This is a genomic window from Pseudonocardia nigra, assembly GCF_019396355.1.
GTDB classification, from domain to species: domain Bacteria; phylum Actinomycetota; class Actinomycetes; order Mycobacteriales; family Pseudonocardiaceae; genus Pseudonocardia; species Pseudonocardia nigra.
Genome location: NZ_JAHKRK010000001.1, coordinates 98,572 through 116,466, shown reverse-complemented (window position 1 = coordinate 116,466; position 17,895 = coordinate 98,572). Strand labels below are relative to the sequence as shown.

17 protein-coding genes and 3 pseudogenes are annotated in these 17,895 nt (G+C 72.8%); 9 read left to right on the top strand and 11 right to left on the bottom strand.

Annotated elements, in window-relative coordinates; all coding sequences use genetic code 11:
* Nucleotides 1-4 precede the first annotated feature (4 nt).
* Both KME75_RS00535 and KME75_RS00530 read right to left on the bottom strand, forming a co-directional pair.
* Nucleotides 5-1,198 (bottom strand): M20 metallopeptidase family protein, encoded by a 1,194-nt coding sequence (locus KME75_RS00535; RefSeq protein WP_219412518.1) that lies wholly within the window; start codon nt 1,196-1,198, stop codon nt 5-7.
* 29 nt (nt 1,199-1,227) lie between these two features.
* The gene (locus KME75_RS00530; protein ID WP_246631192.1) at nt 1,228-2,568 is read right to left on the bottom strand and encodes an MFS transporter; all 1,341 of its coding nucleotides are present in this window, start codon (nt 2,566-2,568) and stop codon (nt 1,228-1,230) included.
* Nucleotides 2,569-2,680: 112 nt separating this feature from the next.
* Here KME75_RS00530 and KME75_RS46530 point away from each other — a divergent pair.
* A pseudogene (locus tag KME75_RS46530) lies at nt 2,681-3,295 on the top strand (Lrp/AsnC family transcriptional regulator); the annotation flags it as partial.
* A gap of 109 nt (nt 3,296-3,404) precedes the next feature.
* Entirely contained in the window at nt 3,405-3,713 is a 309-nt protein-coding gene (locus KME75_RS00515; RefSeq protein WP_219412476.1) for a hypothetical protein, read from the top strand.
* A 76-nt stretch (nt 3,714-3,789) separates the two neighbouring features.
* Here KME75_RS00515 and KME75_RS00510 read toward each other — a convergent pair whose 3' ends face one another.
* Nucleotides 3,790-4,638 carry an alpha/beta fold hydrolase gene (locus KME75_RS00510; protein WP_219412475.1) on the bottom strand — a complete coding sequence of 283 codons (849 nt, stop codon included), beginning with the start codon at nt 4,636-4,638 and terminating at the stop codon, nt 3,790-3,792.
* Nucleotides 4,639-4,794: 156 nt separating this feature from the next.
* Between KME75_RS00510 and KME75_RS44685 the strand changes: the two genes are divergently transcribed.
* Complete coding sequence (locus tag KME75_RS44685) at nt 4,795-5,304, top strand: MarR family winged helix-turn-helix transcriptional regulator (RefSeq protein WP_219412474.1); 510 nt, start codon at nt 4,795-4,797, stop codon at nt 5,302-5,304.
* Here KME75_RS44685 and KME75_RS00500 read toward each other — a convergent pair.
* The gene (locus KME75_RS00500) at nt 5,274-5,657 is read right to left on the bottom strand and encodes a group I truncated hemoglobin (RefSeq protein ID WP_219412473.1); all 384 of its coding nucleotides are present in this window, start codon (nt 5,655-5,657) and stop codon (nt 5,274-5,276) included. The genes KME75_RS44685 and KME75_RS00500 overlap by 31 nt on opposite strands.
* 298 nt (nt 5,658-5,955) lie before the next feature.
* On the opposite strand from KME75_RS00500, the gene KME75_RS00495 reads away from it, so the two are divergent.
* The gene (locus KME75_RS00495; RefSeq protein WP_219412472.1) at nt 5,956-6,816 is read left to right on the top strand and encodes a hypothetical protein; all 861 of its coding nucleotides are present in this window, start codon (nt 5,956-5,958) and stop codon (nt 6,814-6,816) included.
* Between the two features lie 31 nt (nt 6,817-6,847).
* On the opposite strand, the gene KME75_RS00490 is transcribed toward KME75_RS00495, so the two are convergent.
* Nucleotides 6,848-7,666 (bottom strand): phosphatidylinositol-specific phospholipase C/glycerophosphodiester phosphodiesterase family protein, encoded by an 819-nt coding sequence (locus tag KME75_RS00490; protein ID WP_219412517.1) that lies wholly within the window; start codon nt 7,664-7,666, stop codon nt 6,848-6,850.
* A gap of 213 nt (nt 7,667-7,879) precedes the next feature.
* Here KME75_RS00490 and KME75_RS00485 point away from each other — a divergent pair, with 213 nt between their 5' ends.
* The 3 genes and pseudogenes from KME75_RS00485 to KME75_RS00475 all read left to right on the top strand — a co-directional run bounded on the left by KME75_RS00485 (nt 7,880) and on the right by KME75_RS00475 (nt 10,871).
* Nucleotides 7,880-9,505 carry a serine/threonine-protein kinase gene (locus KME75_RS00485; protein WP_219412471.1) on the top strand — a complete coding sequence of 542 codons (1,626 nt, stop codon included), beginning with the start codon at nt 7,880-7,882 and terminating at the stop codon, nt 9,503-9,505.
* A gap of 138 nt (nt 9,506-9,643) precedes the next feature.
* Nucleotides 9,644-9,817: pseudogene (locus tag KME75_RS42425) on the top strand (hypervirulence associated TUDOR domain-containing protein); the annotation flags it as partial.
* Nucleotides 9,818-10,451: 634 nt separating this feature from the next.
* Nucleotides 10,452-10,871 carry a nuclear transport factor 2 family protein gene (locus tag KME75_RS00475; protein WP_219412469.1) on the top strand — a complete coding sequence of 140 codons (420 nt, stop codon included), beginning with the start codon at nt 10,452-10,454 and terminating at the stop codon, nt 10,869-10,871.
* Between the two features lie 82 nt (nt 10,872-10,953).
* On the opposite strand, the gene KME75_RS00470 is transcribed toward KME75_RS00475, so the two are convergent.
* Complete coding sequence (locus KME75_RS00470) at nt 10,954-11,439, bottom strand: hypothetical protein (protein ID WP_219412468.1); 486 nt, start codon at nt 11,437-11,439, stop codon at nt 10,954-10,956.
* A gap of 14 nt (nt 11,440-11,453) precedes the next feature.
* Between KME75_RS00470 and KME75_RS00465 the strand changes: the two are divergent.
* Nucleotides 11,454-12,224: pseudogene (locus KME75_RS00465) on the top strand (YsnF/AvaK domain-containing protein); the annotation flags it as partial.
* Between the two features lie 50 nt (nt 12,225-12,274).
* Here KME75_RS00465 and KME75_RS00460 read toward each other — a convergent pair.
* Complete coding sequence (locus KME75_RS00460; protein ID WP_308282470.1) at nt 12,275-12,724, bottom strand: hypothetical protein; 450 nt, start codon at nt 12,722-12,724, stop codon at nt 12,275-12,277.
* Nucleotides 12,725-12,792: 68 nt separating this feature from the next.
* On the bottom strand, nt 12,793-13,527 hold the full coding sequence (locus tag KME75_RS00455; RefSeq protein ID WP_219412467.1) for a hypothetical protein: 735 nt from the start codon (nt 13,525-13,527) through the stop codon (nt 12,793-12,795).
* 105 nt (nt 13,528-13,632) lie between these two features.
* On the opposite strand from KME75_RS00455, the gene KME75_RS00450 reads away from it, so the two are divergent.
* On the top strand, nt 13,633-14,535 hold the full coding sequence (locus KME75_RS00450; protein ID WP_308282469.1) for an intradiol ring-cleavage dioxygenase: 903 nt from the start codon (nt 13,633-13,635) through the stop codon (nt 14,533-14,535).
* 48 nt (nt 14,536-14,583) lie between these two features.
* On the opposite strand, the gene KME75_RS00445 is transcribed toward KME75_RS00450, so the two are convergent.
* From KME75_RS00445 to KME75_RS00435, 3 genes are read right to left on the bottom strand one after another with little or no spacing between them, the layout of a single operon-like run.
* Nucleotides 14,584-14,871, bottom strand: coding sequence for a hypothetical protein (locus KME75_RS00445; protein WP_219412466.1), 288 nt, complete (start codon nt 14,869-14,871; stop codon nt 14,584-14,586).
* Between the two features lie 10 nt (nt 14,872-14,881).
* Nucleotides 14,882-15,352: a (2Fe-2S)-binding protein gene (locus KME75_RS00440; protein WP_219412465.1), complete on the bottom strand. Its 471-nt coding sequence runs from the start codon at nt 15,350-15,352 to the stop codon at nt 14,882-14,884.
* A 10-nt stretch (nt 15,353-15,362) separates the two neighbouring features.
* Entirely contained in the window at nt 15,363-17,702 is a 2,340-nt protein-coding gene (locus KME75_RS00435) for a molybdopterin cofactor-binding domain-containing protein (protein ID WP_219412464.1), read from the bottom strand.
* Between the last annotated feature and the right edge of the window lie 193 nt (nt 17,703-17,895).

The window sequence follows — 17,895 nt, the reverse complement described above, 5'->3', positions numbered from 1 at the left end:
CCCGTCAGGTCCATCTCGCCGGTACGGCACCCTCCAGTTCGAGCAGCCGCCGGGCCGCGAGCTCCGCGTAGACCGCGGCCCCGTCGGGCAGCACCGCGTCGTCGAAGACGGCGAGGGGGGAGTGGTTGTTCGGCGCGGCCGTCCAGTCGACCTCCCGGGGCGCGGCACCGAGGGCGACGAACGCGCCGGGCACCTCGTCCAGGACGCGGGAGAAGTCCTCGGACCCCGTGTAGGGGCGGTCAGACCAGCCCACCCGCTCCTCGCCCAGCACCTCGGCCACGACGCCGACGGCGAACTCGGCCTCGGCGGCATCGTTGACGGTGACGGGGTAGCAATCGGCGTAGTCGACGTCGACGGCGACGCCGTGCGCCGCTGCGACACCCCGGCAGACCTGTACGAAGCCGTCCTTGATCGCCCGGTGCGCCTCCGGGGAGAACGACCGCACGGTGGCCTCGAAGGTGGCCTCGTCGGGGATCACGTTGTGCTGGGTGCCGGCGTGGAACGCCCCCACCGTCACCACCACGGGGTCGAACACGTCGAAGTGCCGGGTCACGAACGTCTGCAGCGCGGGGACCATCTCGCAGGCGGCCGCGATCGGGTCCTTCGCGCGATGCGGCGCGGAGCCGTGGCCGCCCGCGCCGTGCACGACGACCCGGACCGTGTCGGACGCGGCGAGGATCGGCCCCCGCCGCGTGCGGAACGAGCCCGGCGCGAGGCCCGCGGACATCACGTGCAGCCCGTACGCCGCGTCGACCCGGGGCCCGGCCGCGTCGAGCACCCCCTCGGCGATCATCGACGCGGCGCCGTCGTGGCCCTCTTCTCCCGGCTGGAACATGAACACCACGTCGCCGGCGAGCCGGTCGCGGCGCGCGGCCAGCAGGTGCGCCGCCCCGGCGAGCATCGTGGTGTGCAGGTCGTGGCCGCAGGCGTGCATCGCCCCGTCGACCCGCGAGGCGTATCCGACGCCGGTCTTCTCCGCGACCGGCAGCGCGTCCATGTCGCCGCGCAACAGCACGGTGCCGCCCGGGCGGGCGCCCCGCAGCACCGCGGTCACCGACGTGGACGCGGTGCCGGTGCCGACCTCGAGCGGGAGGCCGTCGAGCGCCTCCAGGACCTTCTCCTGCGTGCGGGGCAGGTGCAGGCCGAGCTCGGGTTCCGCGTGCAGCCGGTGCCGCAGCCGGACCAGCTCGTCGCGCATGCCGCGCGCGTCGTCCACGATGCCGCTGCTCACTGGTCCTCTTCCGAGTCGGTCGCGCGGCCGGAACCGCTGGGGCGGGACGCCGCGGCGAAACCTGGCACGCGAGCTGCGACGAAGGTGCCGGCGAGCGCGAGCGCCATCGTGGCGGCGACGTAGTACGGGATGGCGGAGGTGTGGCCTGCGGCGGTGAGGGCCTCGGCGAGCAACGGGAAGGTGCCGCCGAACAATGCGATCGCGCTCGCGCCGACGATGCCGGCCCCGACGGCGCGCACCGCGATCGGGAACAGCAGGCCGCTGAGCACGTTGGTAGTCGCCACGGGCACGGCGACCAGTACGGCGAGCGCGATCGCGACGGTGTGGAAGCCGATCGCCCCGGCCTCCAGCCCGATCATGAGCGGGAGCATGCCGAGGAACAGCGCGAGGTAGGCGCCGCGCAGTACCGGGATCGCGCCGACGCGGTCGGTGAGCATCCCGGCCAGCAGCATCGCGACCAGGGTCACCGCGAAGACTACGGTCATGAACGACGATGCGCTCGCCTGGTCGGCAGCGCCGACGTGCTCCGCGTAGACCGGCAGGTAGACCAGCGAGAAGTAGAACGCCACGGTGCCCCCGACGGACATGAGGAACAGTGCCGCGCAGGCGAGCGGGTGGCGGGTGAAGACCTCGCGCACCGGGGGCCGCTGCGTGCCGTGCGCCGCGGTCTCCTGCTCGTAGGCGTCGCTCTCGGGTGCGCAGCGCCGCACCCACACAGCGGCGACGCCGATCACCGCCGCCAGCACGAAGCCCCAGCGCCAGGCGCCGTCGGCCAGCGCGTCCGCGCCGACCACGGCGTTCAGCACGGTGACCACGCCGAACGACAGCAGCGAGCCGATGATGATCCCGCCGTAGGAGATGCCGCTGAACAGGAAGCGGTGCCGCGGCGGAGCGGTCTCGGTGACGTACGCCGCGACCGTCGGGGTCTCCCCGCCGTATGCCAGGCCCTGCACGAGCCGGGCGACGACCACCAGCACGGCGGCCCAGATGCCGATGTCGTCGCGGGAGGGGATGACGGCGAGCAGCAGGCTCGCGGCGGCGATCACCGACATGCTCAGGGTGAGGCCGAAGCGCCTGCCGCGCTTGTCCGCGAGCCTGCCGATCAGCGCGCTGCCCAGCGGCCGCGCGACGAAGCCGACGGCGAAACCGGCGTAGGCGACGAGCAGGGACGCGGTGCCGCCGCCGGGGAAGAGCTGGGCGGCGAAGAACGGCGCCAGTACGGCGTTACATGTTCCAGTCGAACGACTCGACGACGCTGCCGACGGTGGCTGCGAGGAGCTCGCGCCTCCGCTTCGGTTCTGCAGGCTTCGACGTCGTGCGCGTGGTGGTGGCCGCAATGGATCGAGGCGAGGGCTGCACTGGTCTCCTCTCGAGTGCGCCAAGGGAGCGGGAGTGCGCCGATGGTGCGGGCGTGGCAACTCGACCTGTCCCTGCTTCAGGAAATGGCACATGATGGGCTCCGTGTTGCACGATCCGAAAGGACCGGACGAGCTCGATCTGGCGGTGCTGCATGCCGTGCAGCTCGCTCCGCGCGCTCCGTGGGCGCAGATCGGCCAGGTGCTCGGCATCGACGCCGCCACTGCCGCGCGACGCTGGGCACGCCTCACCGCCGACGGCTCGGCGTGGTTGGCGGCCTACCCGGGCAGCCGCGAGCGGGGCGAGGTCGCGTTCGTCGAGGTGGACTGCGCCACCGACCAGGTCATGCGGGCGGGAACGGCGCTCGCCCGCGATCCGCGGGTCGGCAGCGTCGAGCACGTGACCGGTGGTCGGGACCTGCTCCTCACCGTGTTCACGAGCGGTCTGTCGGCGCTGTCGGACTTCCTGCTGCAGGGCATGGCGCAGATCCCCGGCGTGCTCTCCGCGCGGAGCCAGCTCATGACGCGAACCTTCGTCGAGGGCAGCAAGTGGCAGCTGCGGGCTCTCGAGCCCGCCCAGCGGCGCCGTCTCGGCCGTGCCGACGCCCGCCCCGCCGGGCCGGCCGGCCGGCTCGACGACCGGGACGTGCGCGGTCTGCTGCGGCTGCTGTCCGAGGACGGGCGGATGAGCATCAGCGATCTGGCGGCGCGGTCGGGCGTCAGCCGGGCCACCGCACGGCGGCGCGTCGAGACCGCATTGGCGAACCAGGACCTGATCCTCCGCTGCGACGTCGCCCAGTTCGCTCTCCGGCTGGCCGGTGTCGGCCACGCTGTGGGCGTTCGTGCCACCGGAGGAGCATGCCGAGGCCGCCCGCGCGCTCGCCGGGCTGCCCGAGGCCCGGCTGTCGGTCGGGCTGACCGGTGGCCCGGCGAACCTGCTGGTCTCGCTGTGGTTGCGGAGCCTCGACGACGTGCAGCGGCTCGAGTCCGTTCTGGCCGAACGGCTACCGCGGCTGCGGGTGGTGGACCGCGCGATCGCACTGCGTCACATCAAACGCATGGGGCGACTGCTCGACCCGGCAGGCCACGCCATCGAGCTCGTCCCGCTCGACCCGTGGGCCGGGTGACCCGGCCGCCCCTGTCGGCCCGGGCCGCTCGGTGCCCGCGATCGCCGAACCGGCCGGGGGCCGGGATCCGGAGATGTCAGCGCGCCAGGAAGTCCAGCAGCGCCCGGTTGAACTGCTGCGGGTGGCTGGCGTTGACGCCGTGCGGGCCGCCCTCGATGACGACGAGCTCCGCGCCGGGAATCGCGTCCGCGCTGCGGCGGCCGCTGACCTCGATCGGCACGATCTGGTCACTGTCCCCGTGGATCACCAGCGTCGGTACCTGGATCCGGGCGAGATCGCCCCGGAAGTCGGTGCGTCCGAACGCGGCGATGCAGTCGAGGGTCGCCTTCGGGGACGCGGCGGCCGCGATCGCCAGCATGTACTGCCGCAGTGGCTCGCTGACCAGCACCTTCTTCCCGGTGAGGCCACTGCCGGAGCTGAAGAAGTCCTTCGTGAAGCCGTCGAGGAACGCGAGGCGATCGCCGCGCACGCCCTCCTCGAAGCCGGCGATCGTGGCGTCGTCGAGGCCGCCGTCGGGGTTGTCGTCGCTCCGGTACAGGTACGGGGGCACGGCCGCGGCCAGTACCGCCCGCGAGACCCGGTCGGTGCCACGCGCGCCGAGGTAGCGCGCGACCTCGCCACCGCCCATGGAAAAGCCCACGAGCGCGGCATCGCGGACGTCGAGGTGGTCGAGCAGCGCCGCGAGGTCGGCGGTGAAGGTGTCGTAGTCGTAGCCCGTCCACGGCTGCGACGACTGGCCGAACCCGCGCCGGTCGTAGGTGATCACGCGGTGCCCGGCCTCGACGAGGACCGGGACCTGCGCCTCCCAGGAGCGACCCGAGAGCGGCCAGCCGTGGATCAGCACCACGGGGCGGCCGGTGGCCTGGTCGGTGTAGTGCAGCTCGACCGGGGTGGCGCCGTCGGTTCCGACGGTGAGTGTGGGCATGCGCGCCGCTCCTCGAGATTTCGACGATGATCTATCGCGGGTGATCGTATAGGGCGCTACTCAATTTCGCAGGGGTCGGGCGGTGCTGGCGTTCTCCCGTGCGGCCCCGTGTCGTCGCTGCGCAGTCCCCGGGGCGGCCCGACGTAGGGTGGGCGGATGGCGGACGCGCGCGAGACGGAGCCCGGGGCGGCGCAGTTGCTCCTGGAGCAGCAGCTGTGCTTCGGCCTGTACTCCGCGTCGCGGGCGATGACCGCGCGCTACCGGCCGCTGCTGGCCGCGATCGGGCTCACCTACAGCCAGTACCTGGTGATGCTCGTGCTGTGGGAGTCGGGCGCGGTCGGTCTCAAGGCGCTGCGTGAGCGGCTGCACCTGGACTCGGCGACCCTGTCGCCCCTGCTGCAACGCCTCGAGCAGCGAGGGCTGATCACCCGCCGACGGCCCTCGCACGACGAGCGCACCCTGGAGATCTCGTGCACCGCCGCGGGTCACCTCCTGTACGAGCGCGCGGTCACCGCCCAGGCGTCCGTCGAACGCGCGACCGGGCTCGACCCGCGCGAGCTCGCGGCGCTGCGCGACGACCTGCACCGGCTCGCCGCGCGCCTCGACGCCGTCGAGAGCGGGGAGGCCGAGCCCGCTCAGGCGGCGGCGACCACCGTCGAGCGGTAGCTCTCGATGATGCCCATGAACTCGTCGATCTCCCGCACCGGCACCCCGAGGTAGCTCAGCGTCGCCTTGATCTCCAGGGCGACCACGTCGAAGTCGTGCTGGCTGACGTCGAGGTCCGCGTGGACAGCAGCCATGTCCCGCCCCGGGTAGCACGCCGGCCCGCCGGTCTGCTGGATGGACCAGGCCGTGACGAGGAACTTGAACCCGGCGTGCCCCCGCTTCTCGTGGAACGCCGCCACGGCCGGGTTCGCGTTGGCCGACGCGTTGTCGTACAGCCGGTCGACTAGGACGTCCACCGCTGCCGCGATGGCGTACGTCCCGCCGAGTCGTTCGTACAGGGTCGCCTCGGCCATGTGCTCCTCCGGCTGCTCGTGGTGGCGGGCCTCGTCGAAGCCTGCCTTGTGTGATACGGACCACTGTCCGGGTTCTATTGCGCACACGTCAATAGCGCGCGATAAAAGTGCGGCAGCGTCGCCGCAACCCGGTCGCATGGATGTGCGGTGCGGTGCGGTTCGCGAGTCGGGCCACGCAGTAGGCGGCGTCGGCTCACGGCGCGGCGTCGGGCCGGACGAAGCGGGTATCCCTCGCGTAACGCTCCTACCAGGGCTGTCGACCAACTCCGACAAGCGCGGGCGGCGGGACGGAGGCGCGATGGACAGGACGGACCGACGCGACGGCTGTCGCTTCAGCGTGGTGCGCCGAGGGCTCGACGCGGGGGAGGTCGACGATCACCTCCGCCTCGTCGAGGTCGAGATGACGATCATGGCGGCCGATCGGGACGCCGCACTCGCCCGGTCCGCCGCCGTGCAGCGGGAGCTGGAGACCGCACGGTCGGAGATCGAACGCCTGCGCGGCGTACTCCGCACGCTGTCCTGTCCGCAGGACAGCGTGTCGACCATGAGTGACCGGCTGGAGCTCCTGCTGCGGCTGGCGCACGAGGAGTCCGGCGCGATGCAGGCCGAGGCAGCGCGGTACGCCGCCGCGCTCATCGGCGAGGCGGAGGAGACCCTGCCGGCCGCCTCCGGCGCCGACCCGGATCTGCGGGAAGGGCTCGGGGCTGCCACATCGTCCACACGGCGCGCCTCGCGTGCGATGACGTCGACCGGAGAACCCGACCCGGTCGCGGCGGCCCGCGTGGAGGCCGAGCGGCTGCTCCGGGAGGCCGCCGCGAAGCGGGCGCGGCTCGACGAGGCCGCCATCGCCGCGCGCGCCGCCGCGGAGGAGGAGTTCCACCGCTCGATCAGCTTCCGGTGCCGCGCTGTCGTGGCCCGACTCGCCCGGCTCCAGGCCGACAACCTCCGCACCGTCGAGCAGCGGCTCGCCAACGCCGACGAGCAGATCCGCGGCCGGCTCGACGCCGCCCGCGCGGAGGTGCGCCGGATCGTCGGCGAGGCCCGGCGGGAGGTCGACGAGCTGCACGCGCTGCGCGACTCCCTCCGGCAGCAGCTCGCCGCCGTCGACCTCCGCCTGCGCCGGGACCCCGTCCCGGACGACGCGGCGCCGTACTCGTAGCGCGGTCACACGGCCAGGCGCTGCTCCGGCCTCAGGCCGCCGCCGCCTGCTCGTCGGGGTCGGCGGCCAGCAGGAACTCCTGCAGCCCGGCGAGGTCGTCGGTGTTGATGTGGTCGACGCCGGCGGCCACCAGCTCGGTCCACAGCGCCTCGCGGGCCTCGCCCGGCCGGTCGGGGGTCGCCCAGAACCGCACCCGGTACCCGTTCGCGTGCGCCGTCGTGACGATCGAGCGCAGCTTCTCGCGCTCGGCCGCCGGCATCGGCCCGGCGCCCGTCCAGGTGAAGTGCTTGGTCCAGTTGTCGCTGACCAGTGGCATGAGCGTCGCCGGCCGTCCGGAGTGCAGGTCCGACAGCCGCCCGTCGTACCCGGCGAATCGGGTGCGCTGGGCCGCCATCTCGGCGAGGGGCCGGTTGCCGCTGATGACCGCGGTGACCGCCCGCTCCTTGATCGTGCCGTCGGTCCAGCGCGTCATCAGCTGCGGGTAGGCGCTCAGCGCCTCGTCGAGCGCGGCGTAGGTGGCCGGGCCGTCGCTCTTGATGTCGATGAGCAGTTGGAGCGACCCGTCCCAGCCGCGGTACACCGAGCCCCCGTTGTGGGCGAACCGTTCGGCGAGCGGGTCCAGGTACAGCGCCTGCAGCGTGCCGCCGGGGCGGGTGTCCTCGAGGTCGTGCGCGACCCGGAGCTCGCCGTCCACGAGCCACACGTCCGCCTCGACGCTGGTGAACCCGAAGCTCAGGGCGTCGGCGAGGGGGCGGGTGTGCTCGTAGTCGTTGTGGGCGTGGGCGCGTGCGAGCGGTTCGACGTCCGACGCCGGCGGAGCCGCCGCTGCGGGCGCCACCGCGAGGGCCATGACGGTCGTGACCACGCCGAGCGCGGCCGCCACTCTTCCGAGGTAACTCACGTGGGGAGGTTGCATGTGTTGTGCAACTGGTCCGCGCCCGGATCGTGACGTCCGCGTGAACGGGGAGCGTCGATCGATCGCCGGGCGATGACATGCCCCGGCCGTCCGGATGCGCGCGCGATCGGTGCATGCTCCGACGCGATCGGGGGAACGGGACATGTCGTGACGTCTGACGACTCTGTCCCGGCGAGGCACGAGCCGCATCTCGTCGCCGGTCGGTACGTCCTCGGCCCGGTGATCGGGATCGGCTCGTCGGCCGAGGTGTACCGCGCGCACGACCTGCAGAGCGACAGCACGGTGGCGGTGAAGTACTTCCACCCGGGCACGTCGGCGCGGGACCTGCTCCAGTACCGCCGCGAGATGGACGCGCTCACCTGCCTGGACCATCGCGGGCTCGTGGGACTGCACGGCGGGGGCACCGACGCCGGGCGCGCCTTCGTGGTCACCGAGTTCGTGGACGGTCCCACGCTCGCGGAGCAGATCCGGTCCGGCCCGCCCCTGGAGCCCGACGCCGTGCGGCAGCTCGGCGAGCACCTCGCCGATGCGCTCGCGCACGTGCACGCGGCCGGCATCGTGCACCGGGACGTGAAACCGAGCAATGTGCTGCTCGGCGACGGCACCCGGCCCCGGCTCGCGGACTTCGGCATCTCCCGTGCGCTGGACGACACCGTCGCCACGGCGACGGGGCACGTCGTCGGGACGGCCGCCTACCTCGCCCCGGAGCAGGTGCTCGGCAGGCCGGTGGGCCAGGCGGCGGACGTCTACGCGCTGGGGCTGGTGCTGCTGGAGGCCCTCACGGGCCGCCGGGAGTACCCGGGTGTCGCGGTGGAGTCGGCGATGGCGCGCCTGCACCGCCCGCCCGAGATCCCCGACGACGGCGGCCGGCTGGGCGAGGTGCTGCGCGCCATGACCCGGGAGGACCCGCACCACCGGCCCAGCGCCGCCGCGGTCGCCGCCTCCCTGGCCGCGCACCGCGCGCCGTTCCCGGCGCCCGTGCCGGGCCCGTTCCAGCGGCGGTGGCGCCCCGGCCGTGCCGGGAACGCGGTGGCCGCGGGCGCAGCGCTGGTCGCTGCGGTCACCGTGGGAGGTGTGGCGCTGTCCGGGGCCGGGCTTCCGGACAGCGGGCGGTCGACCGTGACGGCCGGCACCGCACCCGAGACCCGTGCTCCCGGCGACCCGAGCAGCCCGCCCGTCGTACCCGCTCCGGCGAGCCCTGATGTCCCGGCCCCGGCCCCTCCGGCGGCCCCGCCGAACGGCCCCCATCCGGTCGGCTCGGCCGGTGACGCTGCTGCGAACACTGCGGGTCAGGCCGTCGCCGAGGCGGTCGACGACGCAGGCGTCCACGTTCCGGCCGGTGACGACGCCGCCTCGGCTGATCCGGGGAGCGACAACGGCGACCACCGCGACCGTCTCGAGGTGCCCGATCCCCAGCGCGGACAGCTCGTTGCGACCGACGGAACGCCGGGCGAGGCGGAGCACCAGCACGTGGCCGGTGAGGACGGGAACGACGACCGGAACGGTGAGGACGGCGGGGACGGCCGGGACGGTGAGGACGGCCGGGACGGTGAGGACGGCGGCGACGGCCGGGATGGTGAGGACGGCCGGGACGGCGGGGACGGCGGGGACGGCCGGGACGGCCGGGACGGCGAGGACGGGACCGGCGCTCGAGACGACCGTGGAGCGGCTGCCGATCCCGACCGCGACCGCGCAGAGGCGTTCGGAGGAGCCGGGGCGGCCGGGCCGGGCCGGGCCGCCGGCGGGAGCGCCGGGGGAGAGGGACGCGGCTGAGGCGGCCGGGCCTCGACGCGACCGAGCAGCGCCCGCGCCCGCCCCGGTTGGCGGCGAAGGTGTCGAGGACGCGGCGTACGACCGTGCGAGCGAGCGGACGACGGCATCCCTGGCGGGGAACGGCGGGAGTTGATCCACATGGCGGAGCAGCGGTTCCGCAAGGGCGACGAGGTGACCTGGCGCAGCCACGGTGGCACGGCGGAGGGCGAGGTGGTCGAGGAGATCACCGAGGACACCGAGGCCGGCGGCCGTACGGTCCGCGCCTCCGAGGATCACCCGCAGTACCGGGTGCGCAGCCACAAGAGCGGCCGGGGAAGAAGTGATGGTTGCCGCAGGGCCAATTGGGGCCTTGCTCGGGTGCTGGCGAGCCGTAACCATTTCGACACGCAGGACAGAGCGTATGAGGGGAGCAAGCGATGGCCGGCATTCGAGTCCAGGAGCATGGACACCCCCGACGAGACGCGAACTCCTGACAAGACCATGGTGAGCGTCGTGCACCTCGGGCAGGCCACGGTCGCGCGGTTGACCGTGCAGCCTGGCTGGCGGTGGTCGGAGTGCATCAAGCCGGTGGTTGGTACCGAGAGCTGTCAGGCTGCGCATCTCGGCTACGTGGTCTCGGGGAGGATCCACATCGCCTCCAACGACGGCTCGGAGCTCGATCTTGGTCCCGGTGACGCGTACCGCCTCGACCCGGGGCATGACGCGTGGGTGCTCGGCGATGAGCCCTTCGTGGCGCTCGAGTTCGAGAGCAAGACCGCCGAGACGTACGCCAAGGGCTGAAGCACCCCGCGTAGTCCCTTCCCGAACGGCGCATCCCTCTTGGCCCCCGTTCTCGGTCAAGTCGTCTGCGGGCTGTGCCGCGACCTCGTTCGGCTCGAACACCCGCGCCGGGCCGAGCGCTGCAGCGACGAGCGCAGCCAACGGCTTACGGAGGGGCCAGAAAGGGATGAACCGGATGGACACCATCGAAGAGCCGTTCGAGGACGCGCGACGGGCGATCGGGCAACGACTGGACGAGATCCTCGCTGCCGTGGACGCCGGTGAGCTGGACCGCCTCGCCGGCTTCCATCTCAACAGCCCCAAGTTCACGAAGTTCAACGACGCCGCTCCCTTGGAGCGGCAGGACTTCGCCGCGGCCATGGAATCCGAGGCGGCGGAGTTCTCCGCACTCGAGTCCATCCGGAGCGACATCCGGGACCTGCGGATCGACGTCTTCGGCCCGGTCGCGGTCGTCACCGGCATGTACGCGTACCAGGCTGTGGCCGACGGCGAGGCGCTCACCGGCGAGATACGCGCCAGCCTTGTGATGGTGGACGATCACGGCGAGTGGAAGATTGCCCACGAGCATCTGTCCACCCTCACCTAACGACGGAACTCCGCCGTCGCCCGCGCAGGGCTCCGGCCGGGGGACCTGCTCCCCCCGCCGGAGCCGTGGCCGCGGGCCGGCGTCAGGCGGCGCCGAGGAGCTGGGCGGGCTTGGCGAGGATGCCGGGGAGCTGCTGGCCGGGCCGCTGCTGTTCCCCGTGGACGGCGTTGAGCACGCCGATACCGGCGGTGAGTGCGGGGATCACCCACTGGCAGACCTTGAGCTGCTGCTGGGCCTTGGCGACCTCGGGCGGGGTGTCGGCGGCGGGGTCGGTGCCGCCCTCGACGGGCACGCCGTCGGCCTGTTCCAGCTTCTTGCCCAGCGCCCGGCTGTAGGCGGTGACGCCGAGCGCGGCCGCGGTGAGGGCGGTCTTGGCGACGGTGGAGGCACCCACGCCGCGCTGGGTGGCGACCCGGCCCTTGTTGGCCAGCAGCAGGCCGATGGCGCCGACCAGGTGCACGCCGATCGCGGCCAGGTTCACCGGCGTCCACCGGGCCCAGCCCGCATTGGCCACGTGCAGCCGCTGCCGGGCGTCGCCGAGGTCGGCGGCGGCGCCGTTGATGCCCACGGCACCGGCGCTCGGGCGACAAGATCGGCCGGGTCGGTCAGGTGTACTACGACGACGACACCGACCAGCCCAAGTGGATCACGGTGCAGACCGGGCTGTTCGGGACCCACGAGAGCTTCGTGCCGCTACAGGGCGCCGAGCTCGGCGGTGACCGCGTCACCGTGGCGTACGAGAAGGCCGCGGTGAAGGACGCGCCGCGGATCGCGCAGGACGGCCACCTCTCGCCGGAGGAGGAGGCGCAGCTGTACCGCCACTACGGGTTCGATCACGGCGCGGCCGGCGGGCCTGCTGCGGGTGGGCGCGAGAGCGTCGTCCCCGAGGGCGTGGGGCGGACCGGCGGCCGGCACGAGCTCGCGGACGAGCGCGGCACCGCGCGAGGCCACGACGTCTCGGGCCCGAATACCGACGACGCCATGACCAGGTCGGAGGAGGAGCTACGGGTGGGTACCGAGACCCGTGAGGCGGGTCGGGCCCGGTTGCGCAAGCACGTGGTGACCGAGCACCAGCAGGTGAACGTGCCGGTGTCGCACGAGGAGGTGCGGGTCGAGCGGGAGCGGATCACCGATGCGAACCGGGGCGCGGCGACGGACGGCCCGGCGATCTCCGAGGAGGAGCACGAGGTGACGTTGCACGCCGAGCGTCCGGTGGTGGACACCGAGGCGCATCCGGTCGAGCGGGTTCGGCTCGGGACCGAGACGGTGACCGAGCAGGAGACGGTGGGCGGCGAGGTCCGCAAGGAGGAGATCGAGGTCGACGACGCCACCCGCGACCGGCGCCGCGACTGACGGTGACCCGGTGGGCGCCCCCGGTCCCGTCCGGGGGCGCCGACGCCGTCCTACGTCTCGACACCCGGGGTGGGCTCGTGGCCGGGGCGCCCGTGACTGCGCCTGCGCTGCTTCATCTCGGCCTCGAACACGTGCCTGCGGCCCTGCATCGTGGCGTTCCGCACCCGTTCCTCCACCGCGCGGAACGTGGCGTAGTAGCCCTCGTCGAACTCCTCGACGATCTGGAACGTCCAGCGGCCGGCGAGGACGTTCGCCCCGAGCAGCTCGTCCTGCACCTCTCGGGCGAGGTCCGGGTGCCCGGCGTTCCGCAGCCCCGCGACGACGTCGTCGAGCAGCAGGTCGGCGTGCCCGATGAGCTGGTGGAACGCGTAGAGGTGGCCGCGGACGCGCTCGATGTACTCCAGCGCCTCCGACAGCTTGCCGTTGGCCTCGACGAGTTCGTCGCCGACGCCATCGGGCCGGGAGTGGTCGTCGTCGACGGATCGGGGATCGTGCTGCACGCTCGCTCGTACCCGGATGCGGCGGCCGGCAAGCGCGACGACGAGGCGACGGACGCCGGCGGGTGCCGTCAGGCCCGCGCGGAAGTGCCGGGGCGACCGCCGGGGACGGTCGCTGCCGTGACGGCGTCGGTGGCGCCGCGCAGGGTCGTGACCCGCACGACGGTGCCCGGGAGCCGCACCTCGTCCCAGCCGGGGCCCGCGGCGATCGTGGTCCCGGCCAGGGGGGCCAGCTTGCGCAGCAGCCCGGTCCGGGCGGTGCGGCGCGCCTGCGACCAGACCACCACCACAGCCGGGCGGATCCGGTCCGCCGCGGCGACCAGCACCGGGGTGGGCACGGATGGCCCGAGCATGTTCGCCGGGGTGCGGCGCTCGGTGAGCACGGCGTGCAGGGCTTCCAGGCCGATGGTGTGCCGCTCACCCTCGGGACAGGCCAGCAGCGCGCGCTGGGCCCGGGACGCCGAGTTCGTCGGCCCGGCGGCGAGGTGCAGGCCGGCGATGATCGCCCAGGACAGCAGCAGCACGGCGTCCACACAGTCGCCGGCCGGCGTCACCCGGCGCCCGAGCGCGGTCAGGGCGGGCACGCACAGCTCGTTCCAGGTCGTCTCGAGGCCGTGGGTCGCGAAGTCGTCGTCGAGGACGTGCCGCAGGGTCTCCGCGTCCAGGCGCGGCGCGCACGAGCCCGTGCACCGACTCCGCCGCGATCCCGTCCGCGAGCGGCTCGGGTGCCTCCTCGGCGGGCGGCGCGCCACCGCGCCCGCGGTCCACACGATAGGTGGTTCGGCGTCCTCGGCTAGGTCCCCCATGCCGTCATCCTCCCCTCCACAGCCGCCCACAGCGACGGCACAGCCGAGGCACAGGTCCCGTCTCTAGCGTCGAGCGGGAAGTCGCGGACGGCATCGGAGAAGCACGTGAAGCGTGAGCAGCACGATCGGGAGTCGACGTACGAGGGCCGGCCGTTGGCCCGGCCGGACGAGGAGGTCGTGGACCAAGGGCTGGGTTTCGACGTCGGGACCCTGATGAACCGGCGGCGGCTGCTGCGGGCGCTGGGCCTGGGCGCGGTGACCGCCGGCCTGGCGGCCTGCGGCGCCAACGCGGGCGGCGCCACCCCGTCGAGCGCCACGGCGTCGACGGGAAGCGCCTCGGGGGAGATCCCCGACGAGACGGCCGGCCCGTACCCGGGGGACGGGTCCAACGGGCCCGACGTGCTGTCGCAGAGCGGGATCGTGCGCAGCGACATCCGATCGAGCTTCGGAGAGGCGAGCGGTACGGCCGACGGCGTGCCGATGACGCTCGAGCTGGTGGTCACCGACCTCGCGAACGGCGGAGTCCCGTTCGCCGGGGTGGCGGTCTACGTCTGGCACTGCGACCGCGACGGCGGGTACTCCATGTACTCGCAGGGCGTGGAGGACCAGAACTACCTGCGCGGTGTCCAGATCGCGGACGCGGACGGGCGGGTGCGCTTCACGAGCGTCTTCCCGGCCTGTTACCCCGGGCGCTGGCCGCACGTCCACTTCGAGGTCTACCCGGACCAGGCGGGCATCACGGAGGCGTCGAACGCCATCGCGACCTCGCAGGTCGCGCTTGCGGCCGATGCCTGTGCGCAGGTGTACGCCCAGGAGGGTTACGAGGCCTCGGTCGGGAACCTGGCGGAGGTCAGCCTCCGGGACGACAACGTCTTCGGCGACGACGGCGGCGCGAGCCAGCTCGCCACCGTGACCGGTGACGTCATCCGCGGCTACACCGTCGGTCTCGTCGCCGCTGTCGACACCACGACCACCCCGAGCGCAGGACAGCGGCCCGGCCGGCCGTGAGTGCGGAACGTCCCTGCAACGACGCTGCGCACTCACGACCGGTCTCCGTCAGCTGAACGGCCCGTTGAGCAGGCCGCCCGCAGGCCCCTCGATGTAGCGGTAGTCGAACTCCGGGAACTCGCTCTCGAGCCCTTCCGCGCCGGTCGGTTCCTCCCCGTCGACGGCGTCGAGGAACGAGGCCTGGGCGTTCGCGACGGTCGCGGCGCCGGCGCTCACGGCCTGCTCCAGGTCGCTCGTCGAGTGCTCGGGGGCTTCGGCGGCCGAGGCGGTGCCCGCCGCGGCGAACGGCAGGACGGCCCCGCCGAGCAGCATCGTGCCGAGAAGGCGCTTCCTCATCGGGATCTCCTCACATGTTCTCCGCGCCGGCCTTGATGGCCTCGCGGATGCGGTTGTAGGTGCCGCAACGGCAGATGTTGCGGATCTCCTCGATGGCGTCGTCGTCGACGTCACGGCCCTCGGCCATGCACTGGCGGACCTTCGCGACCGCGGCCATGATCTGGCCGGGCTGGCAGTAGCCGCACTGCGGCACGTCGCGGTCGATCCAGGCCTGCTGCATCGGGTGCAGCTCGTCGCCGTCGGCCAGCCCCTCGATGGTGGTGATCTCGTCGGACTCGGAGGCGTCGGAGACCGGCACGGAGCAGGGGTTGAAGGCCTTGCCGTTGATGTGGGACGTGCAGGCCTTGCAGACGTTGATCCCGCAGCCGTACTTGGGGCCGGTGACCCCCAGCAGGTCCCGGATGACCCAGAGCAGGCGCACGTCGTCCTCGGTGTCCACCGAGACGCGCTCGCCGTTGAGCGTGAAGGTGTGGGTGGGCATGGCGTGCTCCTCAATAGGTGTACTTCAGGCCGTCGGTCGGCGACGGGGGGATCGGCGGCACGGTCGGCTTGGGCTCGAACGGGAACGGGTCCTTGTGGTTGATCGGGAAGTACTCCGGCACCTTCCCGGTCGCGCGCACGTAGGCGTTGGCGATCGCACCGCACGGTGCGGCGACGCCGAACTCGCCCGCGCCGCCGGGCTCGTCCGCCCCCGAGTCCACGATGATGATGTTCATCTCCGGCGGGGTGTTCCACTGCCGCGTGTAGAAGTAGTTGTCCCAGCTGGCCTCGACGAAGTGGCCGTCGGTCAGGTGCAGGCTCGAGCTGAGGATCAGCGCGATCGCATCGTTGATGCCGCCCATCATCTGCGCTTCCAGGCCCCGGGGGTTGATCACCAGCCCGACGTCGACGGCGAGGGTCGCCTTCGTCACCCGCGGGCCCGTCACCGCCTCGCGGATCCTCCGGTTCACCGTCTCCGGCCGGCAGTCGATCTCCACCAGTGCCGCGCACACGCCCTTGTACTCGGTGTGGATGCCGAGGCCCTGGGCGGTGCCCCGCGCCATCGAGCGGCCCCAGTCACCCTCCCCGGCGACCGCGTCCAGGACCGCACGCAGCCGGTCGGTCTTGAGGAACTCGCGGCGGAACTCGTAGGGGTCCTTGCCCATCCGCTCGGCGATGCGGTCGACCATCAGCTCGCGCGCCGTCGCCACGTTGGGCGAGTAGATGTTGCGCATGCTCGCGGTGTTGAACCGCATGTCGACCTCGTTGAGCAGCCGGGTCGACACCCCGAAGTGGTAGGGCGTGACCTGGGTCAGCTCGAACACACTCTCCGAGAGCGTGAGGTTCCCCAGCGGCACCTTCACGGCCGCCGCGCTGATCGGCTCGCCGAGGCCCGGGTTGATCTCGGTCGCGACGCTGGTGTGCCGCTGCTCGTAGCTCAGCACCGCGTCGCCGCCGATCTGGGCCCGCACGCGCGCGGTGGACATCGGGTGCACCCGGCCCTGCCGGGAGTCGTCGGCCCGGGTCCACATCAGCTTGACCGGCTTGCCCATCACCTTCGACACCTCGGCGGCCTCGAGCGCGGCGTCGAAGAACAGCTTGCGCCCGAACGACCCGCCGCCCTCGGTGACGTGCACCGTGACGGCGTTCTGCGGAAGGCCGACCTTCCGCGCGATCTCCGCCTGCGCGGCGATGGGGTTCTTCATCGCCCCCCAGATCTCCGCGCGGTCGCGCCGGACGTCGGCGATCGCCGAGTTGGTCTCCAGGGAGCTGTTGGAGGCGAAGTAGAAGGTGAACGCGCCCTCGACGGTGTCACCGACCCCCGCGGGGACGGCCAGCGGCAGCTCGGCGGCCCTGAGCTTCTCCAGGACCGACTCGTCGTCCTCGCCCGCGACCGTGCCGGGGTTCCAGTCGACGCGCAGCGCGTTGACCCCGTCGATCGCCTGCCCGAACGTGACCGCGCGGACCGCGACACCGGTGGAGACGACCTCCACGTCGGTGACACCCGGCATGTTCCGGACCTCGGAGAGGTTCGCGACCCGCTTCGGCGTGCCGTTGAGGTCGGGTGCCCGGCAGATGACGGTCGGGAGCGCCCCGGGGATCTTCAGGTCGGTGGCGAAGTTCTTCCGGCCCGTGACGATCGCGCGCGCGTCCGTCTTGTTCTGGGGCTTCCCGATGACCCGGAATTCCTCCTGGGGCTTGAGGACGACCTCCACCTGCTCGTGCGTGGCGCTGGCGGCCCGCTCCGTCAGCTCCGAGAACGGGAGCGCGGTGCCGCCGGCCCCGCTGATCACGCCGCCGCGGCTGGTGAGCGTGCGGACGTCCTGGTCGAGGATCTGGGCGGCGGCGGCGAGCAGCCGGCCCTTCGCGAGCGCGGCCGCGACCCGGATCGGCGTGTAGGTGGTGAACGTCGTGCTCGACCCGCCGGTGAGCTGGTTGAACACCAGTTCCGGCCGGGCGTCGGCGAGGGTGACACGCACCTGCTCGACCTCGAGGTCCATCTCCTCGGAGATGATCATCTGGGTGGAGGTGATGATGCCCTGGCCGTTGTCGGAGCGGGGCAGCGCGAACGACACCGTGCCGTCGCGGTTCACCTCGATCCGGATCAGGTTCGCGGTGGGCCGCGCCGCGTCGCGCAGCGCGTCGAGCAGGTCGTAGACCTCGGGGGTCTGCGGCGCGGACGGGATCGCCGCGGCCGAGGCCGACGAGCCGCCGAACACGGACTGGCGGGTGACCTCGGCCGCGACGACGAGCGTGGGGGCGGCGATGAGGTAGCCGAGGAAGCGCCGTCGGCTGGTGTCCTTGCCGAGCAAGCCGGCTCTCGGTGCGGGGGCGACGCGGTGCTGGGCCATCGGAGTCCTCTTCATCGGGAACTGACCGAAGCGGCAACGGGGAGCGAGCCGTCCGGTGTGCTCAGCCGAGGAACGAGTACGGTGTTCTACAGATACGCGGCGCAGCACCCTGCGCGTGTAGCATCTCGAACGGGAGGTCGCCGTTCGTCGACCGCCGTGGCCCCGTGAGCAGGGGCGATGCCCGGCTGCCCGG